This window comes from Candidatus Uabimicrobium amorphum, assembly GCF_009002475.1.
Taxonomy (GTDB): domain Bacteria; phylum Planctomycetota; class Uabimicrobiia; order Uabimicrobiales; family Uabimicrobiaceae; genus Uabimicrobium; species Uabimicrobium amorphum.
Genome location: NZ_AP019860.1, coordinates 3,818,953 through 3,838,710 on the forward strand (window position 1 = coordinate 3,818,953; position 19,758 = coordinate 3,838,710).

Here is a 19,758-nt window from a genome sequence, read left to right on the forward strand (position 1 = left end):
ATGAGAATTTATATCTTGATTATTTTATTCATCATCGCATGTGAAAAGGGCAAAACTCCCCATAAAAACGAGGAGATTCGTTCGGTCACTGTATATAACGTTCAAACAAAAATGATAGATGACAATTTGCCTTTTCGCGGATTCGCCCACCCTTACAGAACCGCAAAACTGTCTTTTCGTATTCGTGAAACGATTCACACAATACATTATCGCGAAGGCGCCACGATCAAGAAAGAGCAGGTAATTGCTTCTCTAGAAGATAAAAATCTAAATCTACAACTTGTCCAGGCACAAAAAGCTCTGCGGTTAGTACAAAGTAAATTAAAGGAAATTTCGTTAGGCCCTCGTACGGAAGAGGTTGCCATTGCCAAAATGAAAATAGAGATGTTAAAAGATGTTTACAACAACAAACTATTTACGCTACAAACCAAAAAGAAACTTCGCGAGCGCAATGTCGTCTCGGTATTGGAACTCGACGGTTTGAAAACCCAGGCAACAGTGGCCCTTGAAGATCGAAAAATTGCCGAACAGCAATTAGAAATTTTGCAACAAGGTGCACGAGAAGAAACCATTCAACTCGTTCGCGACGAGGTTGCTCTGGCAAAAACGCGCGTAGATCTTGCCAAACTCAATTTATCCTACACAAAACTGCATGCCCCTTTTAGCGGAACCATCCATGAAGTCAATGTTGAAGAGGGAGAATTTTATTCTGGGGCACAGCCCGCATTTGTCATCGATGACTTGCATAAGGTTAAGGTTAAAATTTTCATCCCCGAAAGTCAAATAGGGGTTCTTAAAGTGGGGCAAAAAGCACAGGTATCCTTCTCGGCATTGACCGACAAAGCTTTTCAAGGTACTTTATCGCGCATCGCCCACAAGACCGACCCGACCTCAAAAACATTTCTTGGAGAAATTCTTATCGAAAACAAAGGCGGCCTGATACGCGCAGGAATGTTCAGCAATGTTTCTATTATCCTAAAACGCAAAAAGAAAGTACTCAGTTTACCACCAGAACTCATATTCAAAGATAAGTTAGGGTTCTATGTTCTGACGTTACAACAAAGACAACAAAAATTATATGTCGCGCGTAAAAACGTTACCGTCGGCAGTATCATCGACAACGCAATCATTGTTCACGGTCTAAAGGAAAACGATCGCGTTCTGGAAAATGGAAGATATTATGTACTAGTAGGTGATGAGGTAAAACGGAAGAATTGAGTTTTTAATCCCTAACGATGATCGCTACGGGAAATAAATCACAAAAGGACAATAAAGATATGTCAACGATTTATTGGTGTTCGTAATCTCGATATACTTATGAGACTTAGAGATATCCCACACCCACTTTATCTGACATACCCCACCGCAATAAAAGTATAGCTGTATTTTTTTATCGCGATACAATATGCGCGATAAAAAAAACTGTTTTTTTTGGAATCTTTCCAACAGAGTTTGCATTTGCGAAGAAAAATATTTATGCGAAGCTGGAATGAGGGGATTTTCAATAACTTGCTTTACCTTAAAGTATTTTTGATATAGTAAAAGACGAATATCTCTTTTTACTTTTCCCAACGAAACCGAGTAAATCACGGCGAGCGTGACAACCACCACAACGATCACTAATGACCACCAATATAGTTTTCTCATTTCGTTGTATGGATCTTCTGTAAAATTTTCGGCGAATCCTCTCCGAGTTCTACCGCTTTCTTGTAGTATTCTTGTGCCTTTTCTACATCCATATCCACTCCAATACCTTTTTCGTAAAAAAAGCCAAGAACCACAGCACCTTCTTTGATTTGTGAATGTGAACTCGGAAAAATATTTCCCCCCTCTTGTTGCATCACTATATCGTCAATGATACCCAGTTGCTGTGTATCATTCAAGTGAGCTTGTATCAGCCAATACATTCCCTTGGTAGGCTTTCCCAATCTTTTAATAAGCCAATGCCCTAAAACATAGCGCGCATAATTATTTCCCAACAATATTTGCACGCGTATTTTTTTTCTAGGTGTATGTTTCGCAAGCGCAATTAGATCATTCTTTGCCAAATTATTGCCGTGTAAAATAGAACGAAACAGCCAAAAGAGGCCTTGGTAAGGCCGTTCAAATTTACGGAGACACATATTCCCCAATGCCCGCATTGCCAAATCACAATTATTTTGAGCTGCACTTGTAAACATTTCGGAGATTTCCACAAGAGTTTTACGCTGTTGTGCCGTTCCATGCTCTTGGAGATAAATAGACGCCATGTTGTTCAGACAAATAGGATCGCGAAGATTAGCACCTTTAATAAACCAAGTTTCTCCCATTACCTGATCTTTAGGAACCAACGTTGTACCATTGTAATAAATAAACCCTATCGAATTGCTTGCAAAAATATTTCCTCCGCGAAAAGATTCTTGCAGAAGCTCTAAAGCGATTTGGCCATTTCGCGCAACAACCTTGCCGTGTAGATGAAACATCGCCAATTGCCGTTTCGCTTCCACGCATCCCAAATTTGTCCCACTAGTAAAAGCGCGAAATGCCGCAGGATTGTTCTTCAACTTGAGGTATATCTCACCTAAGCACGTAAAAGCCAACGGAAAGGCCTTTAATGAGGCTTTTCTTGCGTATATTAATGCTGTTGGTAAATCTTGCGCTACGCCAAGCCCATGAAAATAACATTTCGCTAAAAAATAATGTGTATATTTCGTATTTTGCGGAAGTTTTTTATACCACTTTTTGGCAATTCTTTTACTCTCATAAAGTTGGCGTCGTGTCCCCATTCCATCGTGCAACATAAACGACTTCAACATCCACAGATACGGTTCTTGTGGAGACTGAGTTAAAAACTTCTCATTTTCGCTCCAAGCTTTCTCAAATTTACGTTGAGAAAAATATTGCATAATTTCGGTAAATTTTTCCAGCGATTCCTGCTGCGTATGCTGTGCAAAACCCCAAAAAATCAGTGCCAGACTCCCCCCCAAAATAAGAGTCAGACTCAGCATAATATATAGACTCCAAGGTTTTGGCGATTTTTGCTCTTTCACAAAACGCCACGACTTTCGAGAAACACGCGGTTCTACAATACAAGTCTCGTTGGTGGGAAGATATTTACTCGTTATGCCGCGAATTTCATCATAAAAATTATCGATGCTAATACGCCGCCGCGGATCTTTACACAGTGCTTGCTCTACAATATGTGACAACTTTACAATATGGGGAATTTCTTCTTTGGCAACGTCTTTTAGACGCGTAAGCTCCTGGGTGCTCACTTTTAACATGGTGTTGAGATTATTCGTTCCAAGAAACGGCGACTCACATAAATTGGCAAATAGTTGGTAAATAACAGTAGCGGTAGTAAACACATCGCTTTTGTCTGTCGTATCCCCGTTGACTTGCTCCGGACTCATATAACCAGGTGTTCCGAGAATGGCGTTTGTCTTTGTTAAACTACAAGTGTGATTTTGAGTAGAAATGGATTTGGCAATTCCCAAGTCCACTAATTTAATTTGACGCCTTTTGGCAATGTAAATGATATTACTGGGCTTAATATCGCGGTGAATGAGTTCTGCAGAATTCATCGTATGAATGGCACTGACAAGCTGGTAAGAAATCATAAATTTTTCTTCGATAGATAAAGGTTCACCACTAAGAAAAACTTCCTCAAGTGTCACACCTTCAATATACTCCATCACCAAAAAAAATTGTTTATTGTCTTCGAAAAAATCATACAACTGTACAATATTCGGGTGGGAAAGACGCAATAGATATCGAGCCTCCCTTTTCAAACGCTGCAGGCAATCTCCGGTTCCCAGATTTTGAGGATGAATTACTTTTACCGCGACTTTGCGATCTTGATGTTTGCTATCCGTAGCGAGATACACAAACCCCATTCCTCCTTGACCGATATTTCTCTCTATTTTGTATCTTTTTTTGATGTATTTTTTTGCCATAGAAATGTAACGCGCCCGCTGCGCTCTCCTTTTAGGCGTCCAAAAAAATTTATTATCCCAAACTTTGCGAATGGATTTGCCAAATAAATGGATCTGTTGGCATTATAATTGCCCTTATTAAGACAGTTTAACATTAAAGTGAAATTTTCACAATTCCTTAAATTTATGTTAAAAACTCGGAGGGAAAGCATGGGAGAGTTCAATATAATCGGTGCTGTAATAGGTGCATTTGTTGGTTGGTTTATAGCGGCCATGTTTTCAAGCGGCCCCAAAACTCCTATAGAGGCATTCACCGGAGATTACGATAGTGATGGGTTGGGATGTTTAGCGTTTTTGCTACTCATCGCCGTCGGTGCAGGATTGGGTGGATTTATGTTGCCGCCTCTATTCGACTAAAATCACAACGACGAAAATTCCCAAAGTCCTGTTTTATCGCAAATAAATTCGCACTGCGACAATGTCACTTTTCAATTATAGGTATTGCGTTCCAACAAATTTCGTACTCTTTATACCCATAAAAAAAGCCAGACTTGTTTTCGTCTGGCTTTTCTGCACATGGTCAATTATTTATCCAATTCGTCAACGTATTCGGCAGTGACTAAATTGGCATCGACATTTTCCTTTGCCATTTTAAAAATACGCTTTGGTGATGGCCAAAAACCATCCCACCAACTTCCCACCTCTGGAGTTAGAGATAAAATGTTTTGTTCTTCCAAGAACCAATCATCGGCATCACCGCGAATGGGGTAGATCATTTTATCGGAAGAACCGTATGAGTAATCATTAAAGCGCGTCATGCGCTCCACTAAAGGCAAACAATGCGGCGAAGCAATCACATCTTTGTGTGCCCATGGATAGTAAACTACATTGCCGAATGCGTGGTAGTTTAGATTTAAACGAATATTTTTTGTGGCAACAAAATTGCGTATCGCTTGCGTTTCTTTTTCGGAAAAAGGCTGTGTTCCGCGATATGTGGAATCTTCGGGGTCGTCACTCGAACCTTTGTTTTTGAAATTCCAATACTTCATTGGCCCATAATTGCGATTGGGGTCCACACCTGTTTTATTGCGATTCTTACGCCACAATCCACCACCGTTGGGATTTGTTTCCTGGTTGTATGCATAGCCATCTGGATTGACAAGTGGAATAAAAAACAATTCGCGGTTGTCGAGAATATTGCGAACGCGCTTATCGGTTTCATAGTTTTCCAAGATGTAATACATAAAATAAAAAACTGTCATCAGTCCTGCCGGCTCGCAAGCGTGATGAGCGGCGGTATACATGACTTGTGCTTCTGTTTTTTGTTCGTCCTGAGAAGCATTGTCGGAAATCTTTACCATGTAAATGTCGCGACCGTTGGCTGTTTTTCCAATAGATTTTTTGATGGTAATCAGATCTTTCTTACCGTATTTTTCCGATAAATAGTCAAGGTTTTCGATCACCTCTTCCACCGTAAAATACCCGCCCATAGATCCCAATTTCATCTCGGTACCTGAATCGCGAAGTTCATTGCGCGCTTCTTCAAGATCTTCCTGGCTTCTCTTTGCATAAAAAGAGCTTAAATCGTCGATAATTACTTTGTAAGAAACACCGCTTTGCTGCAATCTTTTCATTTCGTTCGCGGTGAGTGGTAGACGAAGAATGTCACCATTTCGCGAATGTTGGTGAGCAGTACATTCCATAGAAAATGATAAGTCGGCTATTTTTTCGGCGTTGCCCTCATGGACATAAATTTCAACCATGCTGTAACGATTTTCGGCAAACAAACATGAAAAAACAACGACTCCCAGAAGTAATAATCGATACATGTTTTTTTCCTTTTTAAATTAACGAGGTATAGATAATGCTTTAATGTGCGGTGGCAAAATATGCTTCACGTCTAAATGTCCACAACGATTTTGTACGCATAGTTCAATGACAGTGTAGAGGTAATCGATTGCTTGACGTGCGGCCCAAACGATATCGGGCTTTGAGCAGTAGTAACAACAAAGAAGCGACGTAAAAACATCTCCGCACCCCCCAAAAGTCGCTTCGTAAATAAACTTTTTTTCCACTTGGTGCATTTGCTCTTTATTGACAATGACAATATTATTTTGTACATTCGCGAAACGCACGGACGTGACAACCACAAATTGCAAACGTGAAAAACGCGCAATTAAACTCTGACAACTTGCCACCAGTTCTTCCAAGTTATGAATTTTTTGCTGGCAAAGTACTTCCAATTCAAAAAAATTGGGTGTGATTACTGTCGCATATTTTAAAAAATCTTGGTATTGTTGTACAACACAATCTTTGACGTAAATTTTACCATTGTCTCCCATAACCGGATCAACGACAACGATGGTTTTTGATAACTGTGATAGTCCTGAGGATACTGCCTGCATTTGTTTTGCGGAACCGAAATAACCGGTATGTACAACATCGAGTTTTTCGCGCAGTAACAACAAGGATTTTTCGACAAACTCCAACCAATCGTCGCGATCAAACACAACGCCAAATGTTTTTTGCGAAGCAATGCCCGAAAAATATACAGTATCGATAAATGTACATTCTACGGGAAATTGGGAATAAATGTCACGCGAAATGGCGTTGCCCACTTTACCACGAAGAACATTGCTTTGTATAGAGAGTACAGACTTCATCAGCTTGTTACCAAATAAAGGACTTTGTATGACTTCGTATGTAGAAGCCCTCGAACATTTAAACCAGACCGTAGAACTACATGAAAAATGGGATTTAGAAAAAATTTCCCAAATCATCGCCAGGCCAAACGCAACAAATATACAAATTGTCGGAACCAATGGCAAAGGAACAACCGCACTGTTTTTACAAAAAATTCTATGTGCGCACGGTTTCAATGTCGGGCTGTTTACATCACCACACTTGGTAAATGTTACCGAACGCATTCGCTACAATGCCAACTGCATTTCCGCCAATGAATTTGGAAAAGTGTACATGGAGCTTCGCGATATTTTTGACGAAAAACAACTATCATATTTTGAAAAGCTCATGGTGGTCGCGGCAGAATTTTTTTGTCGACACCCTGTTGACTTTGTCATTTGGGAAGCAGGCTTAGGCGGTCGTCTTGATGCCACCACCGCCATAAAAAACGACATTGTTCTATTCACCCCCATTGCCAAAGACCACAGTGAATATTTGGGAGATACACTAGAACAAATCGCCTATGAAAAGTTTTTCGTCAGTCAATACGCAAAAAAAGTGTATTCTTCGCCACAAAGCCAGATTGTGCAAAACTTTATGCAAAAACAAGCAGAAATCTATTGTAAAGAAATTTTCTTTATTCCACAAGTATCTAATTTTTACATAGCGGAAACAGGTACTGTTTTTGATATAGACAACCAAAAAATAACGATTCCCATGTTAGGAAAGCACTACGCGCAAAATGCCGCTCTCGCTTGGAATGCCGCGCAACAAACACTGAAGCAAAAGTTTTCCGTAGAGGCAGGAAAACAAGCATTGGAAAATGCGGCATGGCCAGGAAGGTTACAAATCGTACAACGCAACGCTGACAAATACGTCTTTTGTTGTGCGCACAATATGCATTCACTGCAAAGCGATTTAGAAGTGCTTAAGGTGTTACGTGAAAAAGATATTCTCTCGAAAAACACCGGTGTGATCTTCGCCGTTACACGCAACCGTCCCGCGCAACAACACCTACAAATGATCAGCAAAATCTTCCCCAATATCGTCGTCACCGCAGCAAACGCACAGCACCCAATCCCACAAGAATTGCAACAACAAAATTATGCCATCGCCAACGAATTTGGCGATGCGGTACGAGTATTGCAAAAACAGGGTATACACGATTATTTGATCATCGGTTCGATCTATTTAGTCGGCGAAGCATACAAATATTTGGAGTTAGAGGTTAGAAGCTAGAAGTTAAACGATATCTAACAACTTACTACTGATGCAATTGCAAAATGGTACTCGCCAAAGTTTCGGGATCTTGCGCTCCGGAAACAATATGTTTGTCATCAAACACAAAAGCCGGAACACCGCGGACACCTCGCGCAAGCCATTGGTATTCTTCTTCGCGTACCGCATTTGCATAGCGCCCATCGTTTAAAATCTCGCGACTTTCTGCGGCATCTAGACCAATCTCTTCTGCTACAGAAACGAGCACTTCCACTTGATCAATTTCTTGCCTCTCGCCAAAAAACGCGGAAAACAAACGTAGTTTCAGCTCGGTTTCTTTACCTTTTGTACGCGCATAATGCAGTATTTGGTGCGCTTTGAATGTATTGAACATTTTCATTTCATCAAAGTAGTCAAATTTAAAACCTAACGCGGCACCTATCTTCGTCAGACTCGCACGAGCTTTGATACTTCCTTCAAGAGTTGTTCCATATTTTGCAGCGAGATGCGAACGTAAATTTTCGCCACCTTGAGGCATCTTAGAATTGAGTTCAAATGGATGCCAGTGGATATCCGCTTCCACTTTATCACCAACAATCTCTAACGCTTTTTCAAGGCGTTTATAACCAATGATGCACCACGGACACACAACATCAGAAACAATATCGATACGTAGTTTTTTTTCACTTATCACGTTTGTATCAGTCATGTTTGTAATCTCCTATTGTAATGACATACCAATTAGAATCGATGTATATTTCACGACTTATCTTTTTTCTCTTTTTGAATGTCTACTTTTTTGCGTAGTTGCTCCTCAATAGGACCTCAGAGTATTAAATTTTGCAGGACGATTCAAAGTGATCGTGGCGATGCCATTGTCTTTATTGTACTTAATCATTTCGAACATACTTACCTCTCTTTTCAAATAGTAACCGTATTTTAATTATAGACTAACTACCAACTTGAAATACATTGCGAAGATGCTCAATAAATCGTGCTTTGTCGCCATCAAAATCTGGATTTTTAATCACGTCGTGCGAGGAAAAATGTGCTAGTTCGTCTAAACCACAATAAGATTGACTCTTTCTCATCGGTAACAATACTGCGTCGCGATCTCCCCCGTCAAAAAAATCTGTTCCAAATGCCTCAGTGGGAGCATTCCATGTGGTAGAAAGCATGAAACTTTTCCCCTTCATCAAACCGCCCGAACCATACGCACCGTCGGTAAAAGCAAAAAACTCACCGTAGGCGTAAACCTCATCCATATATTTTTTTAAAATAGAGGGCATCATAAACCAATAAACCGGATACTGATAAATGATAAAATCCGCTTGTTTCCACTTCACAATTTCTTGTTGCACTTCGTAACCGTCTTCCACAATTGTGGTAACAACATTAAATGATGAAGACAAACAGTCTTTGGCGGCCTCAAACAATCCACGATTGTATTTTCCACCAGCAAATTCACCTGTTTCGGCACCTAAAATAAGTAATATAGTTTTCATAACATCTCCCATTCAAAAAATAACAGCCCAGTATTCGCGAAAAATTTCACCACATGCTGAGTGAAAATGAATATTGTTTACATTTACTAAAAAATAATATAGTATGTATTTTTGGTCAAGTACCTACTATTAAGTTTAATACTAACTAAAAAGTATGTAATGTGATTTAACGGGGGATTCATGGACGAATGTGAATTAAAAAAAGTGGGGAATTTAGAATTTGTATGTTACTTCCAACTTGCAATGATGATTATCGGTGGAAAATGGAAACCAAAAGTGCTGTTTCATTTAGTTCAACACGAAAATATTCGCTTTGGGGAACTGCGCAGGAAGATAATCGGCATTTCGGAAAAAATGCTCATCCAAAGTCTCAAAGACTTAGAAAAAGATAAAATTGTACACCGTAAAGTGTATCGCCAAGTGCCTCCCAAGGTGGAATATTCACTAACAGATTTAGGAAAATCACTTATTCCTATATTGAGCTCAATGGAGCAGTGGGGAAAGTCTTATGCTTCTTATTTTGTGGCCAAAAAGGAAAAAAACACCAAATACAAATTAGGAACCATCATAGATAATTTAGATGAGCAGGTAAAACATTGACAAGGTCGTACACTCAATATTTTTCCATAATTTAACGTGTTCTGATACATTAGAACACGCTCTCTTTTATTCACAGCATAGAATCCCAGCACAAGTCGAAATTTGTTTGTATTCCGCCTTAAGTCCAACCAATTTTTGTACTATCTCTTCTCCGCAAAGATAAAATTCATCTTTATCCCATAATCTTTCATATTCGATAAATGCTTTGTCGAATTCTTCTCGACTAGCAAAACCAATATCTGCCACAATAATTTTTCCGCCTCTATTCAAATTGTTTTGGGCAATGTTATTCAAAAAAGAAACTTGTTGCTGTGGGCTTAGATGATGTAAAAAATAGCTTGATATTACATAGTCATATTTGTGGTTTTTCATATTGCCGAGATTGTCTGCAGAAATATCAACCACTTCGAATACTCCATTGGGCATTTTACTTTTCGCTTTTACGATCATTTTTGGCGAGAAATCGATTCCGTAAACCTGACAACCACTCTTGTATAGTTCATAAGACAACAAACCTGTACCAATACCTACATCCAGAACTTGAACGTCTTTTTTGGACGGAATTAAAGATTGTACCGCCGCTAAAACATCGTAGTAACCGCAAAACGGAAATGAATGGAGATGTTTATTAATAAACTCGTCGTAGTCTCCCGCCCATTTGTCAAAACCTTGTGTGTCTAGCATAATTTTTCCTTATATAAAATTATTTCCGTAATTTTTACAAAGTAACATAAAGATCCCTATTTTCTGTAGTAAAATAACATTATTTGCAATCCATTCTTTTGCAATAAAGGAACAATAATGCAAATTACCAAACTTGAATTACACACTAGTTGTTTACAGCAACAAAGAAAATTTTACCATGAGGTACTCGAACTTCCCATTGTAGAAGAGAACCAAAACTCTTTTACTGTAAAAACGGGAACAACCGCACTTGTATTTTCCCAAGCGCCCAATACGTCATCAAACCCCTTTTATCACTTTGCATTTAACATACCGCACAACCAGTTTGCCGCGGCCAAAGCATGGCTTGCTTCACGAACGATGGTGATCAACACCAATGGCAAAGAAGATTATCATTTTGAGGCGTGGAATGCTCATGCTTTTTACTTTCTCGATCCGCAACAAAACATTGTCGAATTTATTGCGCGACATAACCTCAGTAATGAATCTAACGCCCCTTTTTCCAGTGAGAGTATATTGAGTGTAAGTGAAATAGGGCTTCCTGTACGTAGTGTCTCTACCACTTGCGAATATCTCAAACAAAATTTGTCTATCAACACTTGGCAGAGTTACGAGGACGTTTTCGCAGCGATGGGCGACGAAAATGGATTGTTTATCTTGAACTATATAGAACGTCCGTGGATTCCCATTGCAGCAACCCCTGGTATTTTTCCCACCACAATTTCCCTTGTCGGAGATTTTACGGAGTTCACTTTGGAAGACGCCATGTATAAAATTGTACCAACGGCCAAATAACATTTGGTATATTTTTTGCACAATACTACACAACAAAGTTAACACTGCTAAAAATAAGTAAAAAACCTTACACATTCTTCTACTTTAAAAGAGGACAACATCATGGAAATCAAAACTATTGACGACTTAAAAAACTTAACCGCAAAAGATATCATGACCGATAGCATTATCTGCATTAACCATAGTGCGTCTTTCGAGCAACTCATGCACGTTTTTTCAGAGCATAAAATTGGTGGGGTTGTTGTTGTTGATGACAATGATGAAATTAAAGGAGTTGTTTCCATATATGACTTAATCGAGTCACAAGATGAAGAAGATAAAAGTTTCTATCGTGGCAATATCGAAACACCTATGAGCGAAAAAATAAAGGCAAAGATTGACATTGAAGACCGTACTCTTATTGAAAAAATCATGACCCCTATAGTTATTCACGCTAGTGAAGACACAGCCATTCCAGAACTTGCCCGCATGATGGTAAATGCGAAAATTCACCGTGTAATTGTTGCCAAAAAAGGACAGTACGTCGGTGTTGTTACAACGATGGATATAGTACGTGCCTTATCAAATCTATAAAAACATCGCGTTGTCTGACAAAAAACCTAATTGCTAGCAAGGTATCTATTGCGTTTTTCCCAAAAGCCGCATCCATAATGACACTAGCAATTAGGAAACAATTTGATATTATAGCGATATATTTTCAGTTCTACGTTCATTTAGAATTGAAAATATATCATGCACATTCTCTCCCTCATATCGCGCATTTGATTCTCATCTTTTTCTTTTTATCCTTCTATTTTTTTTGCTATTATTGTCGTGTCTAAGTTGTCGTTAAACCTGCTTCTGCGATTACCCATAACAACAGTACACAACGAAAGTAAAACAAATGAATGGTGCCGCATCTAAAAATCGTTATGAAATCATACAAGAAATTGGCCGTGGTGGTATGGGGTCGGTTTATAAAGCATATGACAATAAACTACAAAGATTTATAGCGTTAAAAGTACTCGCTAGTCATTACAATCTAAAGAGATTTGCAGCCGAATACACGGCAATGGCAAAACTAAACCATCCCAACATTGTACGTTTATTCGAGTGTGGAGATTCCCCACAACCATTCTTAGCAATGGAATATATCGAAGGGCAAACACTAACGCGCTACAGCCAAAAACTAAATCGTACAGATCTCATTGATCTGTTCATCAAAATATGCGAAGCGCTGGCATATGCCCACAGTAGAAAGATCATTCATCGTGACATAAAGCCATCCAATATAATGGTTGACAAAAACGGACAACCTAAAGTTATGGACTTTGGATTGGTAAAATTTACCGAAGGGGAAAGTATATCTGCATCTGGAGAAATCCTCGGCACTCCTACGTACATGTCTCCGGAACAGGTCAACGGCAAATGTACCCCCAAAAGCGATATATATTCTATTGGAGCGACACTTTATGAAATTCTGACGGGCCAAAAAATGTACAGTGGTACCGTACAGAACATCATCGTACAAGTTCTACATAAAAATCCGGTTCCTCCGCGACAAATATCTTCCGAAATATGTCCGTATTTAGAAGCCATATGCCTGAAATGTATTTCGCGAAATCCGCGCAGAAGATACAAAAACTTTAAACAACTCGTGCAAGAGTTAAAAAACCTTCAGAATAACAAGCCCATCCTGGCGAAAAAATATACGTCTTGGGATACCGCCAAAAAACTTTTTATACAACATAAGGTCATTTTTGCGAGTATATTTATTGTTTTCGTTGTTCTTGTTGGTAGTGTTCTTATTTTAATGGACGCTCTTGCCGACAAAGCGAAAGCCAATGAAGAACTCCAAGCCAACATAAAAATCAAAGAAGAGTTTCTCGAATCCACGGTTCAATTTTATCGTCTTGTACAGAAGAGTAAATACGCAGACCTATTCTTTGAAGAAGAGCTAGTAAAACCACTTGTGACAACTTTATCAAAACCGGAAAATTTACCTCTTATAGAGAAATATGAGCTTTTCGGGCCCATTTTATTTGATAGTAGTACGCAAAAAGACACATTGGAATTAGCTCTCCAATACTACAATAACTTTATTGCCAAAAACCCCAACAAAGCGGTAACATACAACAACCGTGGAAATATATTTTTCAAACTTAACCAATACGACAAGGCATTGGAAGATTACAACAAAGCCATTTCTCTAAACGATACTTACTTTGAAGCGTATAACAACAGAGGCAACATGTATTTTCACTTGGAGCGTTATCAAGAAGCCCTAGTGGACTACAATACAGCAGAAAAAATGCGGCCTAATGACCCTAAATTATGCTATAACTTTGGAAAAGTTTACATTGTGCAAAAGAAGTTTGATATTGCCAAAAAATATTTATCCAAGGTACTCGCATCTAACCCAAGTGATGCTCCGTCATACTGTTGGCGAGGGTTTATACATCATAAACAAAGAAAATTTAGATTGGCACTGGTAGATTACAACAAAGCGATTGCGTTAGAAAATTCTTATGCGACGGCTTTTTTTTATCGAGGGGAATTGTACATCAGTTTAGGAAATTTTGATTTGGCGCAAAAAGATTTCTCCTCTGCGATCGCTATCTACCCCAATTATGTAGAGGCCTACAGTAGTAGAGGAAGCGTTTTATACATGCAAGGGAAACATAAACTAGCAGAAAATGACTTGAACAAAGCGTTGCAACTAGACAATAAAAGTAAAAATGCCTATCATTATCGTGGTCTTGTTTACGCAGCACAAAATAAACTACGCTTAGCTCTACAAGATTGGGAGAACGCCATCCACTACGGTGTACCAAGAAGCCAACTGCAATCAGAAATAGATAAAGTAAGAAAAATGCTAAAATAGCTTACGGCAGACATATTGTGGATCTTCGCCAATATACAAAATTCCCAAACCCAATCACTCCTACAAAAATTTGTACAACACGATTCACTTGCCATCCAAATTCCCGCAGCGTATGGTCTTATTCTAGCGGGAGAACTGCAACGCCTTAATGTCCTATTACTTGGCTTCGCCGATTGTGGGGCACCAAGTACTAGAGAATATCTACACCTAGGCAACTTTCACAAATGAATGTTCCAGATTACTGGTCCTTTGTTTCGTAGCATTGCTTTAAAACATGCTCATCAAATTCACCATGCACAAAATTATGGTAGACATAATAGTACATTACCACGCGAAAGATGGTTTCTAAAGTTGTGACGACAAGCATAACCAATAAGCCGTATAGAGCTGCGACACCAATAACAATGTAACTTTTAATGTATATCCCAAGTACAAAACCTGCAATACTTGGAATAGCAGCAAAAAAGAAAATAGCACCGAAACTAAAACTGCTCGTTAGATGCTCTCCCCATGTTTCCTTTATTTTCGACGCAGATTCTTTCACCGCCGAAAATGGAGCACGTTTTTCAATCACAATTAGAGGAACAACAAAAAAGCTAGCGATATTCCACGCAGTGTCGAGAAAACTACTAACGATACGTCCAGTTTGTTTAGAGTTTTTTTCAATTGCGTTTAAAATCATCCCAACGGTTACGGAAATGAAAGTCCATCCCATAATTCCGGGAATACACGACATCATTGCTTTTAATCCATCCTTCACTGTAGGATCTCCGCCTTGTAAACGAATATTGGCACAGGCAATGATTCCCGCATTAAAAAGAGACGTAATAAAAACAATACAAAAGCCTAGTGCCGCAAAAATACCAATTGTCACTACTTCTCCGTATTGTTTTAACCACACCGGATTTTTATGGGATAGGTTGTAGTTAAACATAGCAAAGAGAACAATTATTCCTAAACTCACAATGGTAGAGACAAAAGGAAAAAACAGCATTTCTTTGTCTTTCTTCAGTGTAGTCCAACAAGTTCCCATCAAAGAAAACGTCATAGAGATGCGATTGAACATATTTTTCCTACTTTCTTTAGGCGGAGAATTCTTCCGTTATTAAATTACAAATTAAGGTTTTTTATACAAAAAGATATCATTACAACGAACTAGTGGAGACACACATTAATTTTTTCCGTGTCACACCTGACGAAACTTGGAGTCTAGTTACTTTCATGGATTCCTGCTTGATAAGGGCTGATCAGAGCTCCACGCGTCCACATCTATTTGTCAACAGCATTACGCGTATTTTTCATCTTCCATATTCCATAAATACGCACAACCCCCAACACAGCATCTCCTCCTTCGACAAAACCACGTATCATCACGCGATTACCTGCCATTTTGCTTATCTTATCTAACATTTTTAGTGCCGACTCGTGAAAAGTATAGCCCACTTTGGCCGTAGCTTTTTTTTCCTGTACCGCTTCTAACATAAAAGTCATTTTTTCTTTACCGAGATCGATAGACTCTTGGCTTTCACGAAAAGGAATCTCAACTATTTTTCCGTAAATTGTGGTCAGCTTATGCCAACACTTACTGTCGTTCACCATATAACCTTCTTTACCATCGTAAAACACAACGTGGAGATAACTTCCCATATCATTGATCACATCAAACGTTGCACCTACTTCTACAGTAATATCGGGATTCTCGTGCCCAACTTGAGGAGGATGTTCAAGATAAGAGCAAGGTTTCACAGTGATGTACTGTAGATCAAGTTTTTTGCGAAAAATATTCGACTTGAGCGATGTTTCTTTTTTTTCTTCGAGCACAAATCTAACTTCACCATCAAAACGCGACACAAGTACAGCTGTATACTTAGCCACATCGGTAGGATAACTACCGATCACAAACTCTGCCGCAAAACCATAATTCACCACCATAGACTTATCTTTTACTTTGATACTCTTTACAACAGCTTTACCTGCCATCGCTTCATCGTTAAACATCACCAACAGCATGTGTTTCGTAAAATCAACAGACGCTTTACTCAGCAGTCGATCATCACTAGGTTTGGCCGGAGAAGTTTTCGAAATTTTATTGGCCACAATCAAACCTTGGAAACTTTTCAAATCCTCAGCGCTTTTCACCACGCGTGGTTTCGGAACAACAACTTCAAACTGCATGTTACGAGGCTTGTTATAGAACCCATGAAACGTTTTTTCCACCGCGTAATCTCCAAAAACAAACCCGCAACAAAGCAACACAATAAATAAATTCCGCATGACAAACTCCCTAATATTGTTATTTGTATCGAAAATACTACACCTAGTATATAACATTTCCACAAATATCTTTGTAACGAATTTGTAAAACTACATTTCCTGGTAGCGAATGATCGCTTCTTCTTCCATATTACGTATAAAGTCCTCAATGTTCGCGCCATAGATTCCCCAACTGTTCACCCCACCAATCTCCACAACACGCAAACGATCTCCACAAGCCACATCAATGGTCAACATGGAAGAAAACCCTTTATCCAAAAGTAACGTCGCCACCTTTTCGGCAAATTCAAGCACTCGTGGCGGAGCTGGATGGTACGGCGGTTCTGGATACGAACTATGGCAAAATACGCGACCATTGCGACAAAAACATCGATACTCATCCCCCAACTCCACAACCTCACTCACCACGACCAAATCGTACAAAGAACGATGGCGATAACGTTCCACAAAAGCATCCATCTCACCTACATTCACAGTCTGCGCATCAAAAGGCTTGGTGTTTTGATCTGGACGTATAAAAACGCGCTCAGAAAATACCTCCGACCACGAAACACAAGTCAACGCCTGAAATGGAATAATAAACGCCTTTCGCCCCAGAAATTCGTAAATATAGCGATAGTAATACGAGCAACGCAGTGACAAATAGTCATCAAAAACCGCTTCACAAATTTCGGGTTGTCGTGTCATCATCATGAGCTTACGCATCGTACCATACGCAACACACGGATGATCGACCTCTGGCCACCGAACCAAAAAATCCTGCGGCACAACAACAAACTTCTCCACATGGCGCGACACTTCCTGCGGAGCCGTAAAATCATAATCAAAATCCAAAATCCACGTAACACTCATCAAACACCTATCAACTACTTGTTTCTAAATACAGTAAGTATTTTACTCTCGGTGAGATTCTCAAAAATAGTTCCGCTAAAATTTGCCTCTTCTAAATCAACCCCTTCCAGGTTTGCCCCATGCAAATTTGCTCCCGTCAAATTTGCTTTTTTCAAACTCACTCCACAAAGATTGGCATTTTCTAAATTGGCATTCTTCAAATTCGCTCCCGCAAGATTTGCTTTACTTAAGTCCGCATTACACAAATTCGCCCCCACAAGCTTAGCACTCTTGAACTGTGCCCCTTCTAAATTTGCACCATCAAAATCTGCATTTGACAAGTCCGCTTTGCAAAAATCCCCTTCGGTAAATTCGCCTTCGCATAAATATGCGTGACGCAAATCGCTTTTATAAAAATTCACACCTGAGCAATGAGCCTTCTCCAAATGAACACGACGCAAATCTTTTTTATAAAGCTCATCCTTCTGCGCACAAAATAAATCCAAAATCAGCTCGCGCATCACCAAAGGAACATTTTCCCGAGAAAGCTGCACCAAATTGGGAACTGCATCATCAAAAACAGTCAACAAATTCGACTTAATCACCGTGGTCTTAAGTGGATTTCGCCACTTATCAAGAGCAATATTATCCGAAAGATCACGCAAATTCTGCATCACCTCAAACTGCGCACTCTGCCGCCGAAAATTCTCCCCCTGAGTACGAATAAAATTCTGAAAACGCCTCTTACTCTGCGTAGATAAAAAATAGAAGATCAACAACAAAGCAAAAAGCGCCACCCATGGGCCATAAGCATAAGGATTCTTCAATGTCTTAACCACTTGATCCGTCAACCGATCAAAATTCTCAATAGCCTCTTTCTTCAAATCCTGAGAAGCCAACGCCACATTAGAACGCAAATTTTTATAATCCTCACTAGCATTCGCCGTAATTTTCTCAAAATTCTTCAAAGACGCATCCACACTACTCCCCAAAGACTCCAACTGCATAGTCACCTTAGAAAGCTGTCCATCACTACTCATCCCCTGGACCTTATCCAAAACCTTATTCGCCGTGTCCACCGTCTTATCAATCACCTGCGAAAATTTCTGCGAATTTTGACTAACCTGCTTCAATGGCGCAATCATTTCCTGCGAAGCCACCACCGCCGAATCAATCTTATCAAATATATTCTCAATCCGCTTATTCGTAACATTAGTAGCCTTGCTAAGCGACTGCGTCAAATTATCAATACTATGCGCCGTGTCCGCCATACTCTTAGTTGAAACCGCAATATTCGCCGTAGACTGCGAAATACCTTCCGTAGTCTCATGAAGAGAAGCCGTCAATTTCTCAATATTCTCCGAAGTACGCGTCATACTCTCATTAAAAGACTTCTGATCAATCTCAATCCCTGACGCCACCTTCTGCAATGACTCCGTCACATTCTTCAACGACTTAGTGGTGTTCTGCGTAGTTTCACTAACATCCCTCATCACGTCCATAAAACCACAACCATGAAGCAACACCACCCCACAAATGATAGCGACTCTAAGATAAATATTCATAACCCACTCCTCTAAAATGTTGTATTTGCATCAATTGCGACGATAAATCGTCAAATTGTAGGTTGATCTAATATATAAAACAAATGATCCATATCGCGAAATTAACGTAGCCATAGCAACACTTACGACTGTTCATATTTGAATTCACTCTAACAAAATGATTTATGTAAAAGTCATAAATTCAAATTATGTGCCAATTTATGTATAAAAGCCAGCCGCACAAGTCACCAAGGCTTGCTATAGTATACGCAACAACCCCTAAAAAAAACGCGGATTTTTTCGAATATTTACTTGACTAAACGTGCAAAATATAGTAATTATTATCGAACATAAACCAAAGCGCCCATAGCTCAGTTGGATAGAGCAACAGATTTCTAATCTGTGGGTCGGGGGTTCGAATCCTCCTGGGCGTGCTAAATTTTTCAAGCCTTTCAGCAAATCACCAAAACTCAAAAATCCCTCTGGTAGCATCTCGGTAGAATTCTTATTCCTAATTTGTGGTAAATTTTGCACTAAATTTTTACAAAATTTTTCAATCCAACCATCATCATTTTTTTTAGCCCATATTCTTTTGACAGCAATCATCATTTGAACTTCATTTTCTTTTTTCCGTTATTGATAGTAGTGAGCAAAATTTAGTTTATATCTTTGGATAAAAGCTATTGGGGGAAGATGAGTGTTCCAGACAAGAATATTTGTTGCATATTTGATGGGACTACTAGTAGCAGGACTTTTGAGTATATGGCTTCGTTTCTTTGATCGTAGTTATCATTATTTTATGCTATACCCTACTGTTACTCTGGTTTTTGCATACTTCATTTTTGTTA

General features: G+C 39.3%; 18 protein-coding genes and 1 tRNA gene. 8 read left to right on the top strand and 11 right to left on the bottom strand.

The window, feature by feature from the left end; genetic code table 11:
* Nucleotides 1–1,218 carry an efflux RND transporter periplasmic adaptor subunit gene (locus tag UABAM_RS13620; RefSeq protein ID WP_173013308.1) on the top strand — a complete coding sequence of 406 codons (1,218 nt, stop codon included), beginning with the start codon at nucleotides 1–3 and terminating at the stop codon, nucleotides 1,216–1,218.
* 24 nt (nucleotides 1,219–1,242) lie between these two features.
* Here UABAM_RS13620 and UABAM_RS13625 read toward each other — a convergent pair whose 3' ends face one another.
* Both UABAM_RS13625 and UABAM_RS13630 read right to left on the bottom strand, forming a co-directional pair.
* Nucleotides 1,243–1,647: a hypothetical protein gene (locus tag UABAM_RS13625; RefSeq protein ID WP_151968555.1), complete on the bottom strand. Its 405-nt coding sequence runs from the start codon at nucleotides 1,645–1,647 to the stop codon at nucleotides 1,243–1,245.
* A complete protein-coding gene (locus UABAM_RS13630; protein ID WP_151968556.1) occupies nucleotides 1,644–3,935 on the bottom strand; it encodes a serine/threonine-protein kinase in 2,292 nt (763 codons plus the stop codon). Before UABAM_RS13630 ends, UABAM_RS13625 begins: the two co-directional genes overlap by 4 nt.
* A gap of 189 nt (nucleotides 3,936–4,124) precedes the next feature.
* On the opposite strand from UABAM_RS13630, the gene UABAM_RS13635 reads away from it, so the two are divergent.
* On the top strand, nucleotides 4,125–4,331 hold the full coding sequence (locus tag UABAM_RS13635) for a hypothetical protein (RefSeq protein ID WP_151968557.1): 207 nt from the start codon (nucleotides 4,125–4,127) through the stop codon (nucleotides 4,329–4,331).
* Nucleotides 4,332–4,498: 167 nt separating this feature from the next.
* Here the strand turns inward: UABAM_RS13635 and UABAM_RS13640 are convergent, their stop codons facing one another.
* Together UABAM_RS13640 and UABAM_RS13645 are read right to left on the bottom strand one after the other, a co-directional pair.
* Entirely contained in the window at nucleotides 4,499–5,743 is a 1,245-nt protein-coding gene (locus tag UABAM_RS13640) for a M14 family metallopeptidase (protein ID WP_151968558.1), read from the bottom strand.
* Between the two features lie 18 nt (nucleotides 5,744–5,761).
* A complete protein-coding gene (locus tag UABAM_RS13645; protein ID WP_173013309.1) occupies nucleotides 5,762–6,577 on the bottom strand; it encodes a PfkB family carbohydrate kinase in 816 nt (271 codons plus the stop codon).
* Between the two features lie 28 nt (nucleotides 6,578–6,605).
* On the opposite strand from UABAM_RS13645, the gene UABAM_RS13650 reads away from it, so the two are divergent.
* Nucleotides 6,606–7,835 carry a bifunctional folylpolyglutamate synthase/dihydrofolate synthase gene (locus tag UABAM_RS13650; RefSeq protein WP_173013310.1) on the top strand — a complete coding sequence of 410 codons (1,230 nt, stop codon included), beginning with the start codon at nucleotides 6,606–6,608 and terminating at the stop codon, nucleotides 7,833–7,835.
* Nucleotides 7,836–7,860: 25 nt separating this feature from the next.
* On the opposite strand, the gene UABAM_RS13655 is transcribed toward UABAM_RS13650, so the two are convergent.
* On the bottom strand, nucleotides 7,861–8,523 hold the full coding sequence (locus tag UABAM_RS13655) for a DsbA family oxidoreductase (RefSeq protein ID WP_151968561.1): 663 nt from the start codon (nucleotides 8,521–8,523) through the stop codon (nucleotides 7,861–7,863).
* A 241-nt stretch (nucleotides 8,524–8,764) separates the two neighbouring features.
* Nucleotides 8,765–9,319: an NAD(P)H-dependent oxidoreductase gene (locus UABAM_RS13660; protein ID WP_151968562.1), complete on the bottom strand. Its 555-nt coding sequence runs from the start codon at nucleotides 9,317–9,319 to the stop codon at nucleotides 8,765–8,767.
* Nucleotides 9,320–9,499: 180 nt separating this feature from the next.
* Here UABAM_RS13660 and UABAM_RS13665 point away from each other — a divergent pair, with 180 nt between their 5' ends.
* Entirely contained in the window at nucleotides 9,500–9,919 is a 420-nt protein-coding gene (locus UABAM_RS13665; protein WP_151968563.1) for a winged helix-turn-helix transcriptional regulator, read from the top strand.
* Between the two features lie 66 nt (nucleotides 9,920–9,985).
* Here UABAM_RS13665 and UABAM_RS13670 read toward each other — a convergent pair whose 3' ends face one another.
* Nucleotides 9,986–10,603, bottom strand: coding sequence for a class I SAM-dependent methyltransferase (locus UABAM_RS13670; protein ID WP_151968564.1), 618 nt, complete (start codon nucleotides 10,601–10,603; stop codon nucleotides 9,986–9,988).
* Nucleotides 10,604–10,720: 117 nt separating this feature from the next.
* Between UABAM_RS13670 and UABAM_RS13675 the strand changes: the two genes are divergently transcribed.
* The 3 genes from UABAM_RS13675 (at nucleotide 10,721) to UABAM_RS13685 (ending at nucleotide 14,261) form a co-directional block, all read left to right on the top strand.
* Nucleotides 10,721–11,398 (top strand): VOC family protein, encoded by a 678-nt coding sequence (locus tag UABAM_RS13675; RefSeq protein ID WP_151968565.1) that lies wholly within the window; start codon nucleotides 10,721–10,723, stop codon nucleotides 11,396–11,398.
* 102 nt (nucleotides 11,399–11,500) lie between these two features.
* Nucleotides 11,501–11,971 carry a CBS domain-containing protein gene (locus UABAM_RS13680; protein ID WP_151968566.1) on the top strand — a complete coding sequence of 157 codons (471 nt, stop codon included), beginning with the start codon at nucleotides 11,501–11,503 and terminating at the stop codon, nucleotides 11,969–11,971.
* 310 nt (nucleotides 11,972–12,281) lie between these two features.
* On the top strand, nucleotides 12,282–14,261 hold the full coding sequence (locus tag UABAM_RS13685) for a protein kinase domain-containing protein (RefSeq protein ID WP_151968567.1): 1,980 nt from the start codon (nucleotides 12,282–12,284) through the stop codon (nucleotides 14,259–14,261).
* Between the two features lie 238 nt (nucleotides 14,262–14,499).
* Here UABAM_RS13685 and UABAM_RS13690 read toward each other — a convergent pair whose 3' ends face one another.
* From UABAM_RS13690 to UABAM_RS13705, 4 genes are all read right to left on the bottom strand, one after another.
* Nucleotides 14,500–15,327, bottom strand: a complete 828-nt coding sequence (locus tag UABAM_RS13690; protein ID WP_151968568.1) for a DUF6159 family protein — start codon at nucleotides 15,325–15,327, stop codon at nucleotides 14,500–14,502.
* A gap of 203 nt (nucleotides 15,328–15,530) precedes the next feature.
* Nucleotides 15,531–16,535 carry a hypothetical protein gene (locus UABAM_RS13695; RefSeq protein ID WP_151968569.1) on the bottom strand — a complete coding sequence of 335 codons (1,005 nt, stop codon included), beginning with the start codon at nucleotides 16,533–16,535 and terminating at the stop codon, nucleotides 15,531–15,533.
* Nucleotides 16,536–16,625: 90 nt separating this feature from the next.
* On the bottom strand, nucleotides 16,626–17,387 hold the full coding sequence (locus UABAM_RS13700; RefSeq protein ID WP_151968570.1) for an ATP-grasp domain-containing protein: 762 nt from the start codon (nucleotides 17,385–17,387) through the stop codon (nucleotides 16,626–16,628).
* Between the two features lie 14 nt (nucleotides 17,388–17,401).
* The gene (locus UABAM_RS13705) at nucleotides 17,402–18,931 is read right to left on the bottom strand and encodes a pentapeptide repeat-containing protein (protein ID WP_151968571.1); all 1,530 of its coding nucleotides are present in this window, start codon (nucleotides 18,929–18,931) and stop codon (nucleotides 17,402–17,404) included.
* A 339-nt stretch (nucleotides 18,932–19,270) separates the two neighbouring features.
* Between UABAM_RS13705 and UABAM_RS13710 the strand changes: the two genes are divergently transcribed.
* Nucleotides 19,271–19,344, top strand: a tRNA-Arg gene (locus tag UABAM_RS13710).
* Nucleotides 19,345–19,758: the final 414 nt, after the last annotated feature.